Raw genomic sequence first — 21,854 nt, 5'->3', positions numbered from 1 at the left:
TTATGTTTAGTTAGCAACTATTAGCCTATTCCCACTCTACCCTCGATTTCATCGCTGCATATTTACTGGGAGTGATACCTACAGCAGCCTTGAAAGACCGACTGAACAGATGAATACTCGAAAAGCCAACTTCCTCGGCAATCCGGGTTAAATTATGTGTTCCTTCAATAATTCTTTTCTGGGACTGCTCTATTCGGATATGTGTCACATATTTGTGAAGGGTAATCCCCAGCTTGCTTTTGAACAAATGCGATAAATGGTTCGTCGATACACCGACATGTCTACTGATAGCTACATTATTTAATTGAGGGTCGGCGTAGCATTCATGAATATAACGAATCGACTTTTCAATGAATGCCCACCCCTTGGTCATGTTCCCCTCTTGGTCCTGATCTTCAGATTGATTTTTGAAAAAAAGATGCAGCAACTCCAAACATATGAATTTCGTAATTAACGAAGATCCTCCCCGCTGCTCCTGAAACTCCTTATGCATGAGCGCAAATCTCTTTTTCCATTCAATTCGATCGGCTAGCTGCAAATGAGAGATTGGGTGTATGGAAGCCAGCTTCATTTCCCTATCCGCCAGATCAGGTCGTTCACTATGAGCTGCACTCGTATTCTTCAATAAACTACGCTCTTCCTCATAATACAGATCAAAATGAAAAATATACTGAATCAATGGCTGCGTGGAGGTGGACCGAATGATATGAGACATGAATGGATGCATCAGCACAATGTCACCTTCTTTGACCAGGTATTTCACACCACTCAAGAAGAACTCCGCTTCCCCTTGTTCGATGTATGTATACACATGATCGTGGTCTATCCATTCCCCTGCCAAAGAAAATGATTCCGTCACTCTTGCCGCTCTTACGAATGGCGAAATGCTATTCATCCATGCCTCATACACATGTATTCCTCCCAACTGCCTTCTCACTGATCCGGTTTATATTGTCGCAAACACTTTATCGAAGCCTGCTTTGGACTTGGCAAACAATTCACTTGAATCGACAGTTGGCGTTGGTGCAAGCACCTCTTGAGATACGACGCCAGTGTATCCAATCGCTTTTAGATTCTTCAAGAATCCCTGCAGATCAATTACTCCCTCGCCAGGGTATAAACGCTCATGATCCAGCAATTCTTCAATGGGCAGATCATAAGCATCATTGATATGAACATGGACAATCTGTTCCTTCTTAAGATCCAACACTTCTTCGATCTTTAATCCATTCGTATGCCAATGATAGGAATCCACCAATAAACCAACATTGGGAGCATGAATTGTTTCGATCCAGTCAAGCGTATCCTCCACACTCCAAATAAATGGATTCTTCCATTGAGTGCGCAGATGATGGCAACCCACAAATTCCAGGCCCAGTCGAATTCCATAGGCGTCCAGAATATCTGCACACAATCTCAAGCGTTTGGTAGCTGCCGCCATAAATGATGCTGCTGGCTGATCTGTGGAAGGTAAAATATAGGTACAACAGCTGTAACAGTTCAATGCAGCAGAGGCTTCTGCCATTTGAACCAGCGATTGAAGACCATCACGAAACTGTTCATCTGTGGTTCTCCAGTCTACGGTCAGATCGGATGAACCGATGATCACCTGATTGCTCTCCAACAGATGTTTGGCCTGTTCCTTGCCAACCTCTTCAATGAATGAGAGCGGATTCAAATCTACAGACTGAAATCCGTATTTTGCAGCATTCGTAATATATTGTTCATTGGACTCGATGTTCCCTAAGCCTGCTCTTGTTAACCCTCTAATCATCATAATCTCCTCCTAGGACCAGTCAAACAGTACACCGTTATACTGGTCTTTATTCAATCTCAGTCCCTCGTATGCTTCTTGCGCTTGATCCGGCTTCATCACATGGCTGATCAATGGTTCGATATGCAGCTTGTTCTTTAACATCAGTTCAAATACAATGTTCGAATTTCTCACCAGGGAATGCTTAACGAATTCGTTCGGCTCAACCGGGAAGCGCCATTCATGTGCCCCCTTAAACGTAATACATCCTCGTCCATACAGGTGGCAGTAGTTCAATATATCGGTGACATCCGTGTTATATTCGCCTCGTGGACTGCCCAGGAAAATAATCTCTCCCAGCTTCCCGATCCACTCCAGACTTTGAACACCTACACTGGGTACACCCGTCGCCTCAATATGAGTGGATACACCTGCTCCATTCGTTAGGGCATGTATCTTTTCTTTTACTTTATCTTCTCCGCCATGAAGCGTATAGTCAACCCCACATGTCTGGGCAGTTCGAATTCGTTCTGGTGACAGGTCCACGCCAATCACAGTTGCACCTTGAAGGCGTGCCAATTGAGCCGCCAAATTCCCTACCAATCCAAGCCCCGTCACGCCAACAACGTCCCCAAGTTCAATATTGGATACACGAACGGAGGTGAATGCCACGGTTGCCATACGGGTAAAGGGAACCCACTTCAAATCCAAGTGCTCAGGTACCTTGATGAAAACATGATCTGTGGATACCACTTGATATTCAGCATGTTGACCATAATGGAACACAGCGTCCCCAGGCTGAACATGGTGTACCCCCTGTCCCACCTCGATCACTTCACTTACACTTGCATACCCCGGACATACGGGAAGCTTGGCCCACTCTTCTTTTCCCGATAACATGGCCAGCTCCGTTCCCGGACTGATGAGGGAATAGATCAATTTTACCAATACTTCCTTCTCCCCTAGAGCTGGCAAAATAAAATCCTCTTCTACCGTTTCCACTTGCAGCGGACGAGCAAACATGATCTTTCTATTCTTCATCACCTTCACTCCTTTCTTATCTTTTTAACTACAATATAAGACTTTTCATTCGCATTGTCTTTGATTGCAAAACCGATTTTTTATCTAAAACAACGATTTTAAAACCTTTGTAAGCGAATCCAGCATAAACGTAAAAAGACTCACAAGATCCAATGATCTGTGAGCCTCAAATTCAATCTTATTCAGTCGTAGTCTGATACAATGCGGTACACCCGTTAGACGACCAGCTACTTCAGGGATAGCCGGCCGTTATTGAAACCGGATGGCCGCATGGTTCCTTTTTTGCTAATTTCACAGCTACACTTGTCACTTCTCAACCGCCAACTACGGCTGTAACCCATGAACCTCAAACTCATAGATTCGGGCTGCCGTATCGCCGCCCTGCGTAGGTTTCAGCACATTCAGCTTCACATAACGAGCCTTGACCAGTGCAATTGCATCCGAGGTTTCGGCTGCGGTATTCCCCTGTACATGAACTACATCTGACCAATTCACGCCATCAGCACTGACCTGGATCGAATAGTCGCTCGTATTAAATCCAGACCATTCCCCACCGCTCTCAGCATGTTTGATGACAAAACCACTGACTTGATGTTCTTTGCCAAGATCAACTTGCAGCCAATGCGGCTGGTTACCCAGTGCGCACCACTTGCTGTTGCCCGTCACCTTGCCGTCAATTGCCTTTCCCGCATCTTCAGCAGGTCCGCAGGCATGGTCGGCAGTGGCCGTTTTGCCAAGTGCGACATTTTTAATCCCGGAAGCGCCCTTACATACGGTGATCAAAGCTTGCTTCGTTACCGTATCCTGCCCCGAGCTGTTGGTAGCTGTAAGCATCACATTGTACGTGCCTTCCTTGTCATACGTTACCACTGGATTTTGCTCCGTGCTGACAGCCGGACTGCCATTCTCAAAAGTCCAAGACCAGCCTTCCGTCACCTCGGAAGAGAGATCAGTGAAATGCACCTGCTGACCCGGTGTGATCAGCGTTGCATCGGCCTTGAATCCTGCTTCCGGCTTAGGATACGCCGGCCATTGGATGGTCACGCTGGCAGCCTGGCCGCGCTCATATTTTGCATTCACTGCCACGACTTTCAGTACAGTTGCCTGTTCCGCGTTGATTCTCTTCATCTCAGGCACATAGAAGACGTTATTGGTGGTCGCACCCACCCAAGTCTCTTTGCCGTCGGGCAGAACACGGTAAATCTCATATTGTTGAACTTCCTTGTCGTTGTCCAACGCGTTCCATTTCAACCTTGCATCACCGTATATACCGCCGCGGAAATCGGATTGGATGACATTCAATTCTTCAACTGCTTCAAGTGGCTTCACTGGATTAGCATTCTTCTGAATGGATATCTGACCAATATGGATGTCATAATCCGATATGATTTCCTTGCTGTCAAAATACAAAGACAATGCCACAATCCGCTTTCCTTTATAAGGCGTCAGATTCAAGATGTCCGTCGTCCAACCCGATGCCTTTTTGTCTTTTACATCCAAAAAGACGAACTGATCAGGACGGTCTGCAAAAGCCAGACCAACCTTCATGCTTGGCTTGTTCTGCGTTTTGTACGTGATCGACAGCTTGGTAGCTGGCTCAATCTTCAGATCGGTTTGATACAGCTTCAGATGGGTAGCATTTGCCGAACTTAGCGTACCCGATACCTTAAGGGAACTGCCCCCATAGTAGGCATCCGACCAATCGAGGGACGGCGTAAGTGCTTTACCCTTACTTTCTGTCAGCCAGCGCCATGTCGGAAGCACATCCTGTAAACTGCGGTTATTCCAACCACTATCCCGTACCTGCTGGCCATGGACATAGAATTTCTCACCACTGCCCGTGTTGAAGTTGGTCGTGAATGGCAGTTGGTCCACCGGCGAAGATTCAATCACATTGTTCGCAATCCCTTTCCAGGCCTGGCTTGTCGCCGTATTGGCCGGGTTACCGTTCTGGCCTACCCAGAATTGATTCTCACGGGCAAAGAAATCGGCCATGCTGTCCGCGCTGTTGTACGACCAATCCGGCCGATAAATGCCGAGGGAAGTCACAGCCGGTTTCCCCTCAGGAAACAGCAAATTCCATTTCAGACTGGTATCGTATCCTTTCGCTTCCACATCGATACCTGCGAACAGTTCAAATGGTGATCTGCCCAGGCTTTTGGCTTTGGCCGCAGAACTGCCAAGATCATTCCACCAGAAATTCAGGAACATGCTGTCTGATACCTTGTTCCCGTTATCCTGAAGGAACATTGCATTCCGGTCCGTCAGCGCATTTTGCCATGAAATATTGCCTTCCTTCGTCATGGAATCATACCAGATGATCTCCATACCCGCAGGCTTATGATCCTGAAGATAACGGAGGAATGTCTTCATTAACTGTGCGTCAGTGGCTGTTCCACCTTCAGTCTCCTGATTGATAAACCAGCCGTCAAAACCGTAGTACTCTGCTACCTCAATTAATTTATCCGCGGCCGGGAAGGAACCATCGCTGTTCTGCTGAAGCATTTGCTTCACCCACTCATATTTGCCACCGTATACGGATGGCGGGAAGAACACTGTGCCCATGATTGGCACTCCGTTCCGGTGTGCCGCATCAATCGTGTCGGCGCTTGGTGGCACAATAATACCTTCTCCCGCCGAGCCCCCCCAATATACGAGCTTGTCGACATACTGCCAGTAAGAGAACGTATTTGCAGAGAATGTATCCGATCCCTGCGATGGAACACCACTGGTTCCCTGATTCAGCGCAGACAAGGCCATCACTTTGGGATCTTTCGTTGCGTTCGGGTTAACTGCCTCTCCTGTGAATCGGCTCTGGAGCGGAATGGTGCTCCGGTTGAATGCCGCATCCGGGTCGGAAGCTGGATTCCAATTAAGCAATTGTTCAGGCAGCCAATAGGATGAATAAGGTTGCTTCGCCAAGGCCGCTGAGGAAAGAACAGCGCATACCAATATTACAAATAGGAGACTCGCACCAAGTTTTTTCATACCGTACCCTCCAATCCATTTTTGGCAAACCAATCAGGGTAAAAAAAGAAACGTCCGTCATGCCAGGACAGACGTTTCCATGTCTACTTTATAATTCAGGTTATTTTTGATTTGCAGCTTTCCATTCGTCGTACTGCTTTTGTGCTTCTGCAATCACTTTATCCAGACCTGCCGCTTTCAACTTCTCGATCGCTTTCGGCAGATGCTCATCCGGGTCAACAGCTCCCGTCATGATGGATGGGTAGAATTCTTTCACGATGGCGGAGATGGAAGCCACTTCCGTCTTCACCGGATCAGGATTGAAGTTGAAGCCAAAGCTTGGAGCAACTTTCGCGGAATTATTGAATTCCTTGAACGCTTCCCACTTATCAGCTGGATCTTCCTTGTGCATGTAAGTCAGGAACAAGTTACCCAGGGCAAAACCAGGCATCTGGAATCCGTCCTTCATCGCTGGCAAATCCTCAATGACATTATCTGAAATCTTATTGTAATGTGTTCCTTCAATGCCGTAGTTGATCAGGTTACGCAGATATGGATCGGTATTCAGCAAGTTCAGGAACATCATAGCCCGTTCCGGGTTCTTGGAGTTCGCCGAGATTGCATGCATAGCGCCTGTTGCCGAGCCGGTGAAAATAACCGGATCCTGCATCGGTGTAGTCACGATATCATAGCCCGCACTTCTGGACCATCCCAGTTCGGCGTACGGCTGTGTCTGTTCACGGTCAACAAACCATTTGCCTGTTTTGATGTTGTCGATGCCTTCCAGTGTTGCTACATCCTTGCGCAGATAACCAGCCTGATAGTATTTACGGATGGTTTTCAACGAGCTTTTCAGCTCCTCGGATTCCAGCACATTAACGTATTTACCGGTGTCACCATTCATGTTGATACCCACCGGGAATTCGTCACCGAGCAGGAAGTCGAACGCCAGATAAGGCTTAAAGCCCTTCGGAACAGCCAGCGGAGTAATGTCGGCTGGTTCATTGTCCTTGATTTGTTGCAGGTAAGGCTCCAGATCCTCTAATGTACGAATCTTGCTGATGTCCATGTTGTATTTATCAACGTACTGCTTGTTGAAGCGCCATACCCATTGCGAAGCCAACTCTTTGTTCACTGGCACAGCATAGTTTTGGCCATCGATCTGCGATCCTGTGAGGAATCGTGGATCAAGCTGCTCTTTAATGCCCTGACCATACTTATCCAACAAATCATTGATTGGCAGGAATGCTCCTCTGGTGGCATTTGGCAGATAGTCATAAGCCCAGGAAGAGGTGAAAGCGATATCATAATTTTCACCCGAAGCGGTAATGACTGGCATACGTTTGGAATAATCACCCCAGTCAATCATCGTGATGTCGACGGTTGTATTTATTTTCTCCATTAAGTATTTGTTCATTTCTTCCTGCACCATTGGCAGATCGCGCTGTGGACCACCAATCAGATATACCTTGAGCTTCACTGTGTCCTTATCGCCGGATTCTCCCCCGGATGCCGCATTCCCGCTTGTATCATTGGTATTACTGCCACCGCAACCTGCTAGAACAGTAGAAAAAGCAAGCAGTAAAGTAACCATGAGCAGAGCGATTTTTCTTGTCTTCATGTGTATCCCCCTTATCAATGTTATTGTTACTGCCCTTTGAGGGCAGGCACAACCAGACTTATTCTTTGACCGAACCAATGGTCAGGCCTTGTATAAAATACTTTTGGAAAAACGGATACGCCAGCGCAACCGGCAGTGTAGCCAAGACAACCATCGCCATGCGGACGGTCTCCGTTGGCAGTGTCGAGGCAATGTCGTAGGACACGACCCGGCTGCTGTTTTGCACAACAAAATCCATATTGTTCTGTATTCGAATTAGCAATGTCTGGAGTGGAATCAAATTCGCATTGTCGATGTAGAGTAGCGCATTGAACCAGTCATTCCAGAATCCTAACGTACTGAACAATCCAATAGTCGCGATGCCCGGCAACGAAATCGGCAGTACGATGCGCGTATAGATACCGAACTCAGTAGCTCCGTCGATTTTGGCCGACTCAATAACCGCATCCGGCACGGTGGTCGTGAAAAATGTACGCATAACGATAATGTAAAAAGCGTTCATGATTGACGGCAGGATCAGCGCCCAGATCGAATCCCGCAAGTGCAGCACCTGCGTAACCACGATGTAACTGGGAACGAGACCGCCGGAAAATAGCATGGTGAAGAAGGCCAAAAAGCTGAAAAACCGACGCTGCGCAAAATTTTTGCGCGAGATGGCATACGCATACGTGGTGACCAAATACAGTGTTAGCGCGGTTCCGACAACCGTCACCGTTAAGGTAACCCCAAACGATTGGGCCATCTGCTGCCCGGATTCCATAAGGAATCGGTAGGCATCCAGCGTCCAGACTTCAGGGAATAACTTAAAGCCATTGATCGCCAGCGTCTTCTCATCGGTAAATGAGATGATAACGATGAACAGAAACGGAAAGATACAAGATAAGGCAAACAGACCGATAGCTATATTAAAAATCACATTGGATAATGGCGAAATGGCATTCAGATCTCTCGATTTCTTTCCGGTCCTCCTCGTATGGGCAGATGCCCGCTTTACCGGTTCGCTTAAATTACTCATGGAAGCACCCCCTTGCCGCAGCCTAGAATACGGCATAATCCTTTTCAATTTTACGCACAGCATAGTTTGCCAGCAGGACAAGAATCAAACCGACAACCGATTGATACAACCCTGTAGCTGTACTCATTCCTGTATCACCCATAATGGTCAAGCCGCGGTATACAAACGTGTCGATGACATTGGTGACCGGATACAGCGCACCAGAGTCCCGCGGAACCTGATAGAACAGTCCAAAGTCGGAACGGAAGATCCCGCCGATCGCCAGAATGGTGAGGATGATCATTAGCGGTCTGAGCAGGGGCAGCGTTATGTACCGGATCTGTTTCCACTTGGTGGCTCCGTCGATCATCGCTGCCTCATAATAAGAACGATCGATACCTGCGATTGCCGCCAGATATACTACACTGCCATAACCTGCACCTTTCCACAGGCCGAGCAGAATGAGAAAATACGGCCAATACCCTGTCTCACTGTACCAACTAACCGGATCTCCACCAAAATAGGTAATGATCTGGTTGAACACACCCTTTTCCACACTCAGAAACGAGAAGACGAAATAACTGATAATAACCCAGGACAGGAAATAAGGCATAAACATCGCGGTCTGGTAGATCTTCGCCAGCCGTTTGTTCAGCAGTTCGTTCATGATGATCGCAAGCGTCACCGCGAGCACCAACCCGAGAAAGATCAGACCCAGGTTATACAGAATCGTATTACGTGTGATGATATAGGCGTCACTGGTGGAGAACAGAAACTCAAAGTTCTTGAACCCGACCCATTCGCTTTTTAGAACGCTTTCAAGAAATCCGCCCGGATGAATCCTGAAGTCCTTAAAAGCAATAATCGTTCCGAACATTGGCAAATAGGCAAAAATGATAAACCAAGCTGCTCCCGGCAGTACCAGCAGAAGAAACGCCTTGTTCTTCATCAGACTTTTGAAGATGCCCTGCACGGCTGTCCCTCCTTATAATCTCGTTCATTATCGCTTTAGCTGCATCCAGCATTAATCCCCTATAATCAACACTGGATCTAAGCCCTTTTGGTGCTTTGGATTTCCTCGTTCACTCCTACTTCCATTATGCAAGCGCTACCAATTTTGAGATAGTTGAAAAACCCAATAAATTGATGGATTAATTAAAGATCGTACATTCATTCCATAACAAAAAAGACACCCCCACATGGGGAGTATCTTCATTCAGCCGGAGCCCCGGCTTACTTTTTCATGTAGATTGAGCGCAGCTCCGTAGGAGAAACGCCAGCATATTTCTTAAACTGTCTGTAGAAATAAGTAGAGTCCCAATAACCCACCTCGCCCGCTATTTCTGCCGTCTTTTTGTCCGAATATAACAGCAAATGAGTGGCACGCTCGATTCGGTACTGGTTCACATAATCAGAAAAGGTGGTACCGACCTCTTGCTGGAACAATTGGCCGAGGTAGTTCGGATGAAGCTCCAGCCTCTGACTGAGCGTCTTAAGTGACAGCTCATCCTGATAGTGATTTTTCACCACCTCCAGCACAGACATGATATGCGGACTGTACGTTTTCTCGGCGGTATGATATGTATCCAGCGTGCGATGAACAACCTTTCTGACCAATTGTTTCAGTTTGCTGAGCGTATGAATTCTGGACAGGGGCCCGAAGATGTCCCCATAGTCAGGCGTTTTCTCCAGTTCCTTGGCGGCCAGCATAAGCTGGATTGCAGAATTGAAGAACGGTGTTCTCGGGAGGCAGGGTTCCTTACCCTCAGCAATGAAGAATTCGTCGATGAATCGATCCACCTCAGTACCTTCCCCATCCCGCAGCAGCTTGTGAAACTGCTCCATCGCAGGCCCAGGCTTCTCTTGATGCTGATTCGTAGCTTCTTCGTTCTCTACTTGCATGATGAAGGTATTACAATCTATAAACAAATGATTCTGAAGCCACAGCTTTACGGACTTGCAGCTCTTCGGAAAACCCAGATAGGTCGACTCGGATTGACCCATGATCCCCCATACACGTGCACCTGTGTCCTCAACAACCGCTTGCTTCATCCTGTTGAGTGCCTGAAGCTGCCATTCAGCACTACCTTCCGTACCAGCTGAAACGAACAGCAGCATGATGTCTCCGTCCTGATCGGGAAAGCAGATAACACCGCAGCCATCCGGGAGGCCTTTGTTCCCGATCTGCTCACACTGCTCAGCAATTCCCGGCAGATATATCTGGGGATCATCCCCCCTGTCATCGCCTACAATCCGCAGAGAAGCCGCACAATATGTGGACTTGTTCATGGGAATCTCAAGCATCTGCGCACGCTCACGGAATTCTTTAGCGTCAATGGTCTCGTTCGCCCACCGCTGCAAAATATTGTTGCGCAAAATCCTCCAGCTCTGATCCATTTGAATCTGGCGCATCTCTTCGTGCTCCCAATCCCGCTGCATATGCTTGATGGTCGCTTCCAGTTCATCCATATTGACTGGCTTGAGCAGGTAGTTCTCGACCCCCAGCGAGATGCCCTCCCGCACATATTTGAATTCTTCGTAACCGCTCAAAATAATGAATTTGGTATATGGATTGCGCGCTTTAGTCTCCCGGATCAGTTCAAGTCCGGTCATTTGTGGCATCATGATATCCGTAATAATCAGATCGACAGGAACCTCGTCCATCATTGCTAGCGCTTCCAACCCATTGCATGCCGTTCCGGCAATCTGCATGTTATTCTGATCCCAATCAATGATGGCTTGCATTCCTTTCACAATAAGCGGCTCATCATCGACCAACATTACACTTCTCATCCCGTTTCCTCCCTTGTAACTGGAATGCTGATGGTCACCTCACATCCTTCGCCCTCCACACTGTTCAGGTGCAGTCCATAATCACTGCCATAATTCAGACGTATGCGGTCGTGCACGTTCTTAAGACCCAAAGATCGGTCAGATGTCTCAGCAGCTTCATCACCCTTATGCAACCCATGCTGCAGTTCAAGCAATCTCTCCGCGGAAATCCCCTTTCCGTTATCCTTCACACGGATGTGAATCACGCCGTTCTCTTCTTCGGCTGTGATGGAAATCCGGTTATCATCATCATTCGTACGAAAACCATGCACAATGTAATTCTCAATAATCGGCTGGACCAGCAACTTGACGACCATGCTTCCCGCCGCTGCATTCTCGATATGGGTCTCCACGTGCAGCTTGTCCTCATACCGATATTGGACCAAAGCCAGGTACATGCCGCACAGCTCTATTTCCTCCGCCAAAGTTACATGGGTCTGCTTTTTGATCAAATGACGGAACATCGTGGCGAGAATATAAATCATCTGCCCAACATCCCTGGCTCCCAAACTGATGGCTTTCATGCGGATGCTTTCCAGCGTATTGTACAAAAAATGGGGATTGATCTGGGCTTGCAAAGCGACAAGCTGCGCGTTCTTTTGCTTGATCTCTGACACATATACCGTTTCTATGTATGACTCCAGCCGATCACACATATGATTAAATCTCTGCGAAATCTGCTGCAGCTCATCTTCCCCCTCCATCTCGATACGTTTACTTAGATCACCCTCCTGCCAGCGACGCATGTAAAGCACGAGTCTGTGAATTTTTTTGGAATAACGACGGATGATGGTGAACGTCACCGCGATGCTAATCATGATGCACAGAATCACAATCCCAATGAGGCTGAAACGAATCGCCTGAAGGCTCTGTTTGATTTGCGACTCCGGAATAATAGAAGCCACGACCATGCCCGTATTCCCTATATTCAGCAGCTGCACCTTGGAGCGCTCCTCCAGATCCACCCAATCCTCCGGCAAATTCATCTTCCCCCAGTACGGGTAGATGGTGTTGTCATACTTGCCCTGCGAATCGAAAATCACCTCACCTTCCCCGGTCATCAACATGATCCGACTGTTCTTGCCGCCCGGTCTGTCTCGAAGAAGCCCTTTGATACGGTCTGTATTCAGCTCAAACATAATTGCTCCGTACTGCTTCAATGTCACGGAGTCTTTGAGCACATTCGCATAGCTGTAAGGGGTAGGCTCATCAGCCATCTTCCCTTCGAAAAGCGGTTCGCTGCCCATGTACTGCCAAGGTGCACTCCTCAGCCGCTGGAACCAGTCCTGATGCCCTGCAGACAGCTTGGGATGATAGTAAAAGTGCTGGGTCTCCCGATTAAGAACATAGAAGAAATCCTGATCCGTGCTGTATAACACGACATTTGCAATTGAAGCCTCATCCTTTAGCAGCAGACGTAATTGATAATCGAAGTTCCCTCGCTCCGTACGGTAGCTGTAAGCATATTGATTCAGACGCCAATTGAGAAAATCCTCGTATTCATGAGTCAAAAAATACTTCAGATCATCGCCGATCATGGCGTCGGTATAAATCTGCTGCACGGCACTATACAGCCGTTCGTACTGCTGATTCAGGTTGATACTGACAATATCCAGCTCCTGCAAACTCGCATCCATTTGTTCCTGTACCACTCGCTGTTCATAGTAGCGGTAGGCCAATACCGCGATGCTGATGAACAACAGGACCATCACCATGGAATAAAACAGCAGAATTTTGTTGAACATTTTTTTCTTCAAATAGTTCTTATACATGGTTCGTATCCTGGACATTCGCGCCTGAACACCTCCTCCAGACCCATTTCCAACTCAGTGTATCACCGTTTGGTTAAATTCGACAATCACCAGCGCATAGAACCAGTAATCCATATTATGATTTGTCAAAATTGAATGGAAGCGCTATAATGGGCGCATTCCCCTATAAAAGTTATGTAATACATACTCGCTTTGGATGCTCTCTATATATGAATCACTCCCCGATAAAATGAACTGGGGGTTTTTATGATGTTTCTTACTGAAAACAAACTACAAGCACGTATTCATGAATTATCCGAGCTCCGTTACCGGGATCGTCTGCCTTTAAATCATTTTCTCGCCTGCGAAGACCGCAGGGAAGAGATCAACCCGGTCCTGCCGGGAGACGATAGCCATTGGAAGCCTATGCATACAGGAGAAAGTTGGTCCGGTCGAGATCTCTATTTGTGGCTGCGTACAAAAGCCGAATTCCCTTCCTCCTGGGAAGATAAACGGATTGTCGGACTGTTTGATTTTGGCGATACCGGGGGTGGTAACAATTCCGGCTTTGAATCACTGTTCTACTGGGATGGCAAGCCATTTCAAGGCGTAGATTCCAACCACAAGGAAGTGTTCTTTCCAGCCTCTGCCGCAGGCAGCACCAACGAGTTGGTCTTCCGCTTATGGTCCGGTCTGGAAGGTGGCGGTCAGCCCCGCAACCAGACGCATACGTTCAGACAAGCAGAACTGTGCTGGCTGGATGAAGCTGTTGATGATCTTGTATTTACAGGGTCGGCGATTCTGGAAACGGTCAACATTCTGGATGCCCATGCACCGGAGCGCACAAAGCTGCTTCATGCGCTTCAACAGTCCTTCCGCCTGATCGATTGGTCGCAGCCTAAGTCTGATATTTTCTATTCCTCTGTGCATGACGCAAGGGATGACTTGAGCTCCCGATTGAATGCGATGGACAAGGCCTCTGATGTGACCGTTACTTGTATCGGCCATACTCATATTGACGTTGCCTGGCTGTGGCGGTTGAAGCACACGCGCGAGAAATGCGCCCGCTCCTTCTCTACGGTCATGCGCCTGATGGAGATGTTCCCGGAGTATGTTTTCCTTCAGACACAGCCGCAATTGTACGAATATGTGAAAGAGGACTACCCTGAACTGTATGAATCCATCAAGGAACGTGTGGCTGAAGGTCGCTGGGAAGCGGGCGGCGGCATGTGGCTGGAGGCTGACTGCAACCTGACCTCGGGTGAATCCCTGGTCCGACAATTGCTGATTGGCACTCGTTTTCTCAAAGAAGAATTCGGGACGGATTGCCGATATCTATGGTTGCCCGATGTTTTCGGCTACAGCTGGTCTCTGCCGCAAATTCTGAAAAAATCCGGCATCCATACGTTCATGACAACCAAAATCAGCTGGAACCAATACAACCGCATGCCATTCGATACATTCCACTGGCGCGGCATTGACGGCTCAGAGGTGCTGACCCACTTCATTACTACACCCGAGCCTTGGTCCGAGCCCGGTTCATGGTTCTATACCTATAACGGGAAAATCATTCCGAAGACGGTCAAGGGCATCTGGGATGCCTACCGTGATAAGGAGATGAACCAGGATCTGCTGCTGTCGTACGGATACGGAGACGGTGGAGGCGGAGTTAACCGCGAAATGCTGGAGATGAGACGACGGCTGGATCAACTGCCCGGATTGCCCAAGGTCAAGACAGGACGTGCAGATGATTATTTTGAAAAGCTGCAGGAGACGGTCGAGAAAACCGATTCGTACATCCACACATGGGATGGTGAATTGTATCTGGAGTATCATCGCGGAACGTATACCAGTCAGGCGTACAACAAACGGATGAACCGCAAGCTTGAGCTGGCTTACCGCGAAGCGGAATGGCTGAATGCATTGCAAAGTATTGTGCACAATGACTGGAGTCTGTATCAAGCGAAGTCTCTGACTGCGGGTTGGAAAATCATTTTGCGCAACCAGTTCCATGACATCATTCCCGGTTCCTCCATCACAGAGGTGTATGAGGATAGCAGAATTGAATATGCAGAAGCTGAGCAGATTGGCAGTCACGTGGACACGCAGGCTCGGATGGCTATCGCTGGTAACGGAGAATCTCCGCATACGTACACCATTTGGAACTCTTCCCCATGGGTCGTTACAGAAATCGTGAGCATTCCTGCGGCATCAGGCGAATTGGAAATGGGAACTTGGCTGAGCGATTCCGGAGAGATCCTGAACGCTCAATACCAGGATGCACGTTGGTCCGTCGAGGTGAATAATATTCCTTCGCTGGGGTATACCACCATTCACTTCCAGAGCAGTACGGTAAACGCTATCCCTGAGCATTCGCCATTCATCCACTCAGCCAATGGAATTGAGACACCGTTCTATCTGCTTGAGTGGAACGAGAATGGGCAGTTGACACGCCTTTACGATAAAGAGTCACACCGTGAGGTGCTTGCCAAAGGCGCTAGAGGCAATGTGCTTCAGGTGTTCGAGGACAAACCACTTGCCCACGAGGCCTGGGATATTGATATCTTCTATCAGGAAGATATGCGAGAGATTACGAAATGCACCAGCATTGAAGTCGTAGAGACGGGGCCACTTCAGTCCGTGATCCGCTTCGCTTGGGAATACCTCGGCTCCACGATTACGCAGAACATGACTGTATATACCGGGCAGCGACGAATCGATTACACCACTGAGGTGGATTGGCATGAACAGCAGCAACTGCTGAAAGTTGCCTTCCCAGTCGGCATCCGCTCTACGGAAGCCACCTACGATATTCAGTTCGGTAACGTTAAACGGCCGACGCACTGGAACACAAGTTGGGACTGGGCGCGTTTCGAATCCGTTGGCCATCAATGGGCTGATCTGTCCGATAGAGGTTATGGCGTCAGTTTGCTGAATGATTCCAAGTACGGTTATGACATTAAAGACAACGTCATGCGGCTGACCCTGATCAAGAGCGCGACGCACCCTGATCCACATGCCGATCAGGGATTGCACAGCTTCACCTATGCTCTTCTTCCGCATCAGGGAGATTGGCTCGTTGGCGGAACCGTGCAGCAGGCCTGGCTTCTGAATGCTCCAGCTCGATATACACAAGGGGTATCAGAGCAGCCAAGTCGATCCATGTTCACCTTGTCCGGCAGCACAGCCATGATCTCGGCAGTTAAGAAGGCGGAGGATTCCAATCGTGTCATCGTACGCGTTCATGATTATTCCGGCAGCATGAATACGCTTGAACTGACAAGCGATCTACGGATTCACGCGTGGAGAGAATGCAATCTTATGGAAGTACCAGAGGGCGAACTCCTGTATGATACACCGATAACTTTTGCTCTTGAACCTTATGAAATCAAGACGTTTGAGATTGATCTGAGAGTATAATCCTATAACTGCAGCAGCTTAACCAAAGAAACCAGCAAATCCCCAGATGATGGGCGACTTGCTGGTTTCTTCGTGTTGTGGTTATTCGGTCGTTATTCAATCAGTAACGGTCCGCAACCAATGCTTCTCAATGACGTATTATAGAACAAAATGGAAAGGATGGCGTTTATATGGGAGAGTCAATCAAAAAAATGAAGTCCCCCACCTTCATTTTCTTTTCATGCGTTCTGGTCCTGTCCGTAATCATCGCAATCCTGTCCAGACCTTATTTCACAGAACCGATTTTCCATGTTGAGAACAACAAGTACATATTCGATAGTGAACAAGGTAATCTAATGACTTATCGCAGCGGAACGGCAGATCCTATTCAAGTACGCCTTGATCATCAGGAACGGATTGTTCACATCAATCATCAGCAATATCTCATCACGAAAATTGATTCTGCGTTCAACACAACGTATCACTTGATATATCCTAACGGGAACAAATATGAAGTCCAAGATCATTCCGGACAATTAATAAGTTTTGATGCAAAAGGCAATAGCGTTTCCGAGGTCTTCTTGTACGTTGGCAGTCAAAGAGTACTTCAAGATGGGGAAGAACAATTCTCTCCTGCAACGCTTGTAACAGCCGCCTACCCAGAATATCATTACACTCGTGGTGCTCCAGGTTATCTGTTTCTCGCATTAGCCGCAGTGATATTCGGATGGTGCAGCTTCCGTTATCAAAAATTTCAAGACTTCCTTTTCTACCTCTCGCTTCGTTCGTTCTGGGCGAACGATGCAGAACCTAGCGACTTTGATTACTTTTTGAGCAAAGTATGCGGGATTGTCGTTATGATAGGGGCTTTCTGGATCGCTATTAATGCATTCTGAACTGAAAGCAATTCGATGTACCATAATTGATTTATTTTACCGTCTCTAATGTATATCGATTGCGCGGAATCTCAAGACCCAGATTACCACGCAGTGTCTCATGCTCATACTCGGTACGAAACAGGCCGCGCTCTTGTAAGACAGGTACGACCAGATCCACGAAGTCTGCTAATCCATTCGGCACGACTGTGCGAATATTGAAACCGTCCGCAGCTTCGCCCTCGAACCACTCCTGAATCTGATCAGCGATCTGATCCGGTGTACCGATGAAAGATGTGCGAGGTGTCGATGCAAGCAATGCCACTTGGCGGAGGGTCAGCCCCTGTTCTCGTGCCTGCTGCTTGATCTTGTCCGTTGTACTGCGGAAGCTGTTACTGCCCAAATCACCAATCTCCGGGAAAGGCTCATCCAATGGGAATTGGGCAAAGTCATAATGATCGAAGTAACGTCCCAAATAATTCAGTGCATGGTCAATATCGACCAACTCCGCGATTTCCTGATACTTGCGCTCCGCTTCTTCCTCCGTTCTGCCCACAATGGGACCGATGCCAGGGAAGATCAGGATATCTTCTGCCTTACGACCATAAGCCACCGCTCGTGCCTTCACATCCGAATAGAACTCCTGAGCTTCCTCCAACGTCTCATGCCCCGTGTATATAGCATCGGCCGATCGGGCCGCCAGATCCTTGCCGGATTCGGAAGAACCTGCCTGGAAAACGACCGGATGTCCTTGCTTCGAGCGCGCCACATTGAGTGGCCCCTGGACGGAAAAGTGATCTCCCTTGTGGTTCAGCGTATGCAGTTTGGATGGGTCGAAGAAAACACCGTTCTCTTTATCCCCGATAAACGCGTCATCCTCCCAGGAATCCCACAGGCCTTTGACCACATTCAGATGTTCTTCTGCAATTTCGTAGCGCAGTGCGTGGTTTGGATGTTCACCTTTGCCAAAATTCAGAGCCGAGCCTTCAAGTGGTGAAGTGACAACGTTCCATCCGGCTCTTCCTCCACTGATATGGTCCAGGGAGGCAAATTGTCTTGCCACTGTGAACGGTTCACTATATGAGGTGGACAACGTCGCGACCAGCCCGATGTGTGAAGTTGCTCCCGCAAGAACAGAGAGCAGGGTTAACGGTTCAAAACGATTCAGGAAATGCGGGTTGGATTTCTCGTTAATAAAGAGGCCGTCCGCAATAAAGAGCAGATCGAACTTCCCTTCCTCTGCCTTAATCGCCTGCTTCTTGTAGAAATCCAGATTTACGCTGGCATTGATCGGAATATCCGGGTGTCGCCAAAAAGATATGCTATTTCCCACTCCATTCAAGTTTGCTCCCAATCTCAATCGTCGTTGTGACATATTAATTCCTCCCTATATTGTGGTGATGACCATTTAATTCAGTCCGAGTACCTTTTTTTCTCTGAGAGTCGTTTCTTCATTTCATCATTTCTTTATGCTGTTTGCGCCTGCTTCTGCTGCTGCCATACCCAATCCCGGTTTATTCGCCTGGTTCCTTTCGCTTACCCGGACTGTCCAAGCTGCTCCCAGAAGGACAATGCCTGTTAGGAGAAAAACAAAAGGAATCCCCGTCCATCCGCCCAGAAAACCGCCAAGTAACGGGCCGAGTACAATACCAAATTGATTCGCAGTCTGACTCAGACTAACAGCCCTTCCTCGGAAATCACGGTCAGCATATTTGATGATTAACGCATTCAAGGCCGGATACACGGCAGCGAAGAACAGACCATAGACAAATCGCAGACTTCCAAAATAAATGAGGTTATACGCCGTCAGTTGCAGTAAACTGCCAATGCCGCCGCCCAGCAGGCCGATAAACAGGGTTTTCTCATATCCGATCTTCCCGCCAATTCTTCCCCAGCGCGGCCCCATAATTACCGTTGCCACACCGATAGCCGAGAAGACGATTCCTGCACTGAGTGTTGCACTACTGACGTCCCCACCAATCTGGACCACATAAAGCGTCAGCACAGGTTCAATAATGAGCACGGAAGTTGAAACGAGCAAAATCAAACCATAGATCCGCATTAATCCCGGAGTGGAGGATGCTTTTTTCAGATCACCCAGAATACTTGTGCGAACCACAGTGCGGGGACCGCGGGCTTCTTTTACCCATATCACCATCACAGCCGAGAGCAGCGTAATGATCCCCGATGCGATAAAGCATCCGCGCAGCCCGATCCAATGGCTTAGTACTCCACCCACAAGCGGTCCCATAATTCCTCCGGCAGCCGTGGATGTGGAGATGACACCAAGCGCATAACCTACATGCTTCTCCGGTGTATTGGTGCCGACCAATGTAATAGATGCAGGATTGAAGCCGGCCATAAGTCCCTGAAATATCCGCACAGCGATAAACGTGTAAGGGTCATAAACGAAATAGTTAGCCAGATGAGCAATGGCGAGACCAACGCCCGAACGAATCAGCATCAGTTTGCTCCCGTATCTGTCAGCCAGCGAGCCCCAGAAAGGAGCACATAGTCCGCTAATCAGAAAGCTGATCGAGATCGAAATGCCGGACCAGACTTCCAATCCGCTCTGAATACCGAGATCATTTTGCAGGAACAGCGGAAAGAACGGAACAGATAAGGTGTAAGCCATATGATTGAAAAATAGGCCAAACCACAGAATATACAGATTTCGCTTCCAATGCGGCATCACGGCATTCTCCATACTATATAATTCCTATATAAAAAGTAGGTTATTATCCATATTAGGATACCGTCACGGGAAAGTATAATAGAAAAGTTCAATAGACCCATTCAAGAATTAAATGAATGGGTCTGTTAGATGCTGTTATTTTGACCGTAACGATTACTGCACTTGAACGGACATGAATACATCCACCTCATCTTCACTGTCCAAAACAAACCCAAAGCGTTCATACAAACGCCGAGCCGGACTGCCCTGCAATACATTTAAAGTAACACGTTTGCCCCGGACCTCATCCCGTTTCAGCAGCATGTTCAGCACTTGACTTCCTATTTGCTGACCCTGAAATTCGGGATGGATATAGAAATGTTCCAGTAGCATCTCCTCCGACTTGGGTTTCAGCGCTACACACCCCACCAGTTCACCCTCGACCTCAATAATCCACGTGTGGACAGGGTCAAATGTATTACGGAAACGTTCACGGACCTTCACCTCATCGTACCTTTTCAACCTGTTTAAATCATCATATAGAACCAAAGCTCGCAACTCAGCAAGGTGCTCCTGATCTGCCTGCTTGGATTGACGCATGGTGATTTGGATCATTAAAAAGACTCCTTTTACGCATAAGTTATTCGAATTCATGCTGCCTACGTTGCATCTACCTCATCCTTTTCTTCCAGACACTTCTGAATGAATTCAAATAACCCCGCAGCTTCAATTGATCGATGTCCCCAATCATGCCAAAAATACAACACCTGTCCTACCGTTCCAGAACCTGATGGGTCTGTGTCCAGACATAGATAATCCCCACCACCATTTTCTGCGATCGGAATCCATTTGCAGTTCCACAGTACTGGCTTAATAGCATCATCCTCAATCTCAGGCTCCATATCATCCGAGTCGAATTCTTCCTGCAAAAACGTCCAGTTCTCCTTCACCTGATCCAAAGGTGACAATGTCAGGTTACGCACAAAGGAATCTACGCCAACATTCCAGGCTTGTCCGTTATGCACACGATACAGAGCCTTCATCTCTTCAGGCAATGTCACCCCAAGTTGATTTTCCACAGATTGAAGTTCTTCGTCTCTCGCACCCGGCTGGAGATTGAGCGCTACCTCAAAATCTGCATTTGCACCCGTCCCTTTTGCAATAATACGCCGCCATAGCAGCTCTGCTTGCTCTATCATTCTCCATTCTCCTTCTTGTGCGCTTTATAGATTGTCTAGTCTAATGATATAGAAAATCTAACTGTACGATATCAGAGATAGGAAATACAAGGAAGTGCATGACGATCGTGTTAATCCCATCATTATGCCAAATCAAAAAGCACCGCCCAACGGATTAATTCCGTATAGACAGTGCCCATTGTATAGCCTTTTTAGTGCATATCATGTTATTAATATTGTCTATATAGATTTCAATGCATCATTAATCTATGAGGATTTGATAAATTCATCTGGCTAGAGCAGCATCCGTTCACCTTATTATCCCACATTTTTTGGTTTATGTACTTCATCTGAAACTTACATTATTTCGTTATTCATTCTCTTGGCTTGTACAATCTCCCTGATGATCTTAGAACGATTCCAGACAACAAACTTGAAGACATGTCCACTGTCTAATGTAATGGTAATTCCGTTAGGAATTAGTCCCCATGTCGCACTTTTCTCAATCTTAGTCATAGCCCAGATCTCGATTTGAACCCATTCCGTCTGAAAATTCAGACCGTGAGGAATAAAAACTAATCGTTCATTAGTAAGGAAAAGCTTTCCTCCTACTCCTTCAAAACCTCTTAACCAGTTTGCTTGAATCCTTTCAAAAATGACGTACTCAGTAGGGCCCAATTCTTCCATTTCTATCAGTCTCCTTTTTCAGCCTATAGCTTGAATCTCTATTATTATAGGTCGTTTTGACCGATATAGGAATATTTTGCAC

Annotated in this window: 16 protein-coding genes; 2 read left to right on the top strand and 14 right to left on the bottom strand. The window is 47.6% G+C overall.

Translation table 11 applies throughout. The annotated features are described in order from the left end of the window. Positions 1-25: 25 nt before the first annotated feature. The 9 genes from CS562_RS15570 to CS562_RS15530 form a co-directional block, all read right to left on the bottom strand. Positions 26-910: an AraC family transcriptional regulator gene (locus CS562_RS15570; RefSeq protein ID WP_099856968.1), complete on the bottom strand. Its 885-nt coding sequence runs from the start codon at positions 908-910 to the stop codon at positions 26-28. Between the two features lie 36 nt (positions 911-946). Next, on the bottom strand, positions 947-1,774 hold the full coding sequence (locus CS562_RS15565) for a sugar phosphate isomerase/epimerase family protein (RefSeq protein WP_076287870.1): 828 nt from the start codon (positions 1,772-1,774) through the stop codon (positions 947-949). Positions 1,775-1,786: 12 nt separating this feature from the next. Then, entirely contained in the window at positions 1,787-2,794 is a 1,008-nt protein-coding gene (locus CS562_RS15560; protein ID WP_099856966.1) for a zinc-dependent alcohol dehydrogenase, read from the bottom strand. A 324-nt stretch (positions 2,795-3,118) separates the two neighbouring features. Continuing rightward, positions 3,119-5,782: an endo-beta-N-acetylglucosaminidase gene (locus CS562_RS15555; RefSeq protein WP_099856964.1), complete on the bottom strand. Its 2,664-nt coding sequence runs from the start codon at positions 5,780-5,782 to the stop codon at positions 3,119-3,121. Positions 5,783-5,882: 100 nt separating this feature from the next. Further along, on the bottom strand, positions 5,883-7,382 hold the full coding sequence (locus CS562_RS15550) for an ABC transporter substrate-binding protein (RefSeq protein ID WP_076287867.1): 1,500 nt from the start codon (positions 7,380-7,382) through the stop codon (positions 5,883-5,885). Positions 7,383-7,440: 58 nt separating this feature from the next. Then, entirely contained in the window at positions 7,441-8,397 is a 957-nt protein-coding gene (locus CS562_RS15545) for a carbohydrate ABC transporter permease (protein WP_064635967.1), read from the bottom strand. Between the two features lie 22 nt (positions 8,398-8,419). Beyond that, positions 8,420-9,325 (bottom strand): ABC transporter permease, encoded by a 906-nt coding sequence (locus CS562_RS15540; RefSeq protein ID WP_205524889.1) that lies wholly within the window; start codon positions 9,323-9,325, stop codon positions 8,420-8,422. A gap of 284 nt (positions 9,326-9,609) precedes the next feature. After that, positions 9,610-11,169 (bottom strand): response regulator transcription factor, encoded by a 1,560-nt coding sequence (locus CS562_RS15535; RefSeq protein ID WP_099856962.1) that lies wholly within the window; start codon positions 11,167-11,169, stop codon positions 9,610-9,612. Beyond that, positions 11,166-12,998: a cache domain-containing sensor histidine kinase gene (locus CS562_RS15530; RefSeq protein ID WP_099856960.1), complete on the bottom strand. Its 1,833-nt coding sequence runs from the start codon at positions 12,996-12,998 to the stop codon at positions 11,166-11,168. Before CS562_RS15530 ends, CS562_RS15535 begins: the two co-directional genes overlap by 4 nt. 231 nt (positions 12,999-13,229) lie before the next feature. On the opposite strand from CS562_RS15530, the gene CS562_RS15525 reads away from it, so the two are divergent. Continuing rightward, complete coding sequence (locus tag CS562_RS15525) at positions 13,230-16,379, top strand: alpha-mannosidase (protein ID WP_099856958.1); 3,150 nt, start codon at positions 13,230-13,232, stop codon at positions 16,377-16,379. Positions 16,380-16,549: 170 nt separating this feature from the next. Continuing rightward, complete coding sequence (locus CS562_RS15520; RefSeq protein ID WP_099856956.1) at positions 16,550-17,254, top strand: DUF6199 family natural product biosynthesis protein; 705 nt, start codon at positions 16,550-16,552, stop codon at positions 17,252-17,254. A gap of 31 nt (positions 17,255-17,285) precedes the next feature. Here the strand turns inward: CS562_RS15520 and CS562_RS15515 are convergent, their stop codons facing one another. The 5 genes from CS562_RS15515 to CS562_RS15495 form a co-directional block, all read right to left on the bottom strand. Next, positions 17,286-18,608, bottom strand: coding sequence for an LLM class flavin-dependent oxidoreductase (locus CS562_RS15515; protein WP_099856954.1), 1,323 nt, complete (start codon positions 18,606-18,608; stop codon positions 17,286-17,288). A gap of 84 nt (positions 18,609-18,692) precedes the next feature. Beyond that, positions 18,693-19,940: an MFS transporter gene (locus CS562_RS15510; protein WP_257219499.1), complete on the bottom strand. Its 1,248-nt coding sequence runs from the start codon at positions 19,938-19,940 to the stop codon at positions 18,693-18,695. A gap of 141 nt (positions 19,941-20,081) precedes the next feature. After that, complete coding sequence (locus CS562_RS15505) at positions 20,082-20,522, bottom strand: GNAT family N-acetyltransferase (RefSeq protein ID WP_099856952.1); 441 nt, start codon at positions 20,520-20,522, stop codon at positions 20,082-20,084. Between the two features lie 44 nt (positions 20,523-20,566). Further along, positions 20,567-21,106, bottom strand: a complete 540-nt coding sequence (locus tag CS562_RS15500) for an SMI1/KNR4 family protein (RefSeq protein WP_099856950.1) — start codon at positions 21,104-21,106, stop codon at positions 20,567-20,569. A 336-nt stretch (positions 21,107-21,442) separates the two neighbouring features. Next, entirely contained in the window at positions 21,443-21,772 is a 330-nt protein-coding gene (locus CS562_RS15495) for a GRAM domain-containing protein (protein WP_076287858.1), read from the bottom strand. Positions 21,773-21,854 lie beyond the last annotated feature (82 nt).

The sequence above is a fragment of the Paenibacillus sp. LK1 genome (genome assembly GCF_002750415.1).
GTDB classification, from domain to species: Bacteria; Bacillota; Bacilli; order Paenibacillales; family Paenibacillaceae; genus Paenibacillus; species Paenibacillus taichungensis.
Note: the sequence above shows the minus strand (reverse complement) of the source record. Positions and strands in the feature narration are given on the sequence as shown.

What these genes read in the sequence shown, in the direction of transcription:
- CS562_RS15525 (WP_099856958.1), top strand. Translation starts at nt 13,230, where the DNA reads ATGTTTCTTACTGAAAACAAACTACAAGCACGTATTCATGAATTATCC.
- CS562_RS15505 (WP_099856952.1), bottom strand. Translation starts at nt 20,522, where the DNA reads ATGATCCAAATCACCATGCGTCAATCCAAGCAGGCAGATCAGGAGCAC.
- CS562_RS15495 (WP_076287858.1), bottom strand. Translation starts at nt 21,772, where the DNA reads ATGGAAGAATTGGGCCCTACTGAGTACGTCATTTTTGAAAGGATTCAA.
- CS562_RS15510 (WP_257219499.1), bottom strand. Translation starts at nt 19,940, where the DNA reads ATGGAGAATGCCGTGATGCCGCATTGGAAGCGAAATCTGTATATTCTG.
- CS562_RS15540 (WP_205524889.1), bottom strand. Translation starts at nt 9,325, where the DNA reads ATGAAGAACAAGGCGTTTCTTCTGCTGGTACTGCCGGGAGCAGCTTGG.
- CS562_RS15560 (WP_099856966.1), bottom strand. Translation starts at nt 2,794, where the DNA reads ATGAAGAATAGAAAGATCATGTTTGCTCGTCCGCTGCAAGTGGAAACG.
- CS562_RS15535 (WP_099856962.1), bottom strand. Translation starts at nt 11,169, where the DNA reads ATGAGAAGTGTAATGTTGGTCGATGATGAGCCGCTTATTGTGAAAGGA.
- CS562_RS15565 (WP_076287870.1), bottom strand. Translation starts at nt 1,774, where the DNA reads ATGATTAGAGGGTTAACAAGAGCAGGCTTAGGGAACATCGAGTCCAAT.
- CS562_RS15530 (WP_099856960.1), bottom strand. Translation starts at nt 12,998, where the DNA reads ATGTCCAGGATACGAACCATGTATAAGAACTATTTGAAGAAAAAAATG.
- CS562_RS15520 (WP_099856956.1), top strand. Translation starts at nt 16,550, where the DNA reads ATGGGAGAGTCAATCAAAAAAATGAAGTCCCCCACCTTCATTTTCTTT.
- CS562_RS15550 (WP_076287867.1), bottom strand. Translation starts at nt 7,382, where the DNA reads ATGAAGACAAGAAAAATCGCTCTGCTCATGGTTACTTTACTGCTTGCT.
- CS562_RS15545 (WP_064635967.1), bottom strand. Translation starts at nt 8,397, where the DNA reads ATGAGTAATTTAAGCGAACCGGTAAAGCGGGCATCTGCCCATACGAGG.
- CS562_RS15500 (WP_099856950.1), bottom strand. Translation starts at nt 21,106, where the DNA reads ATGATAGAGCAAGCAGAGCTGCTATGGCGGCGTATTATTGCAAAAGGG.
- CS562_RS15555 (WP_099856964.1), bottom strand. Translation starts at nt 5,782, where the DNA reads ATGAAAAAACTTGGTGCGAGTCTCCTATTTGTAATATTGGTATGCGCT.
- CS562_RS15515 (WP_099856954.1), bottom strand. Translation starts at nt 18,608, where the DNA reads ATGTCACAACGACGATTGAGATTGGGAGCAAACTTGAATGGAGTGGGA.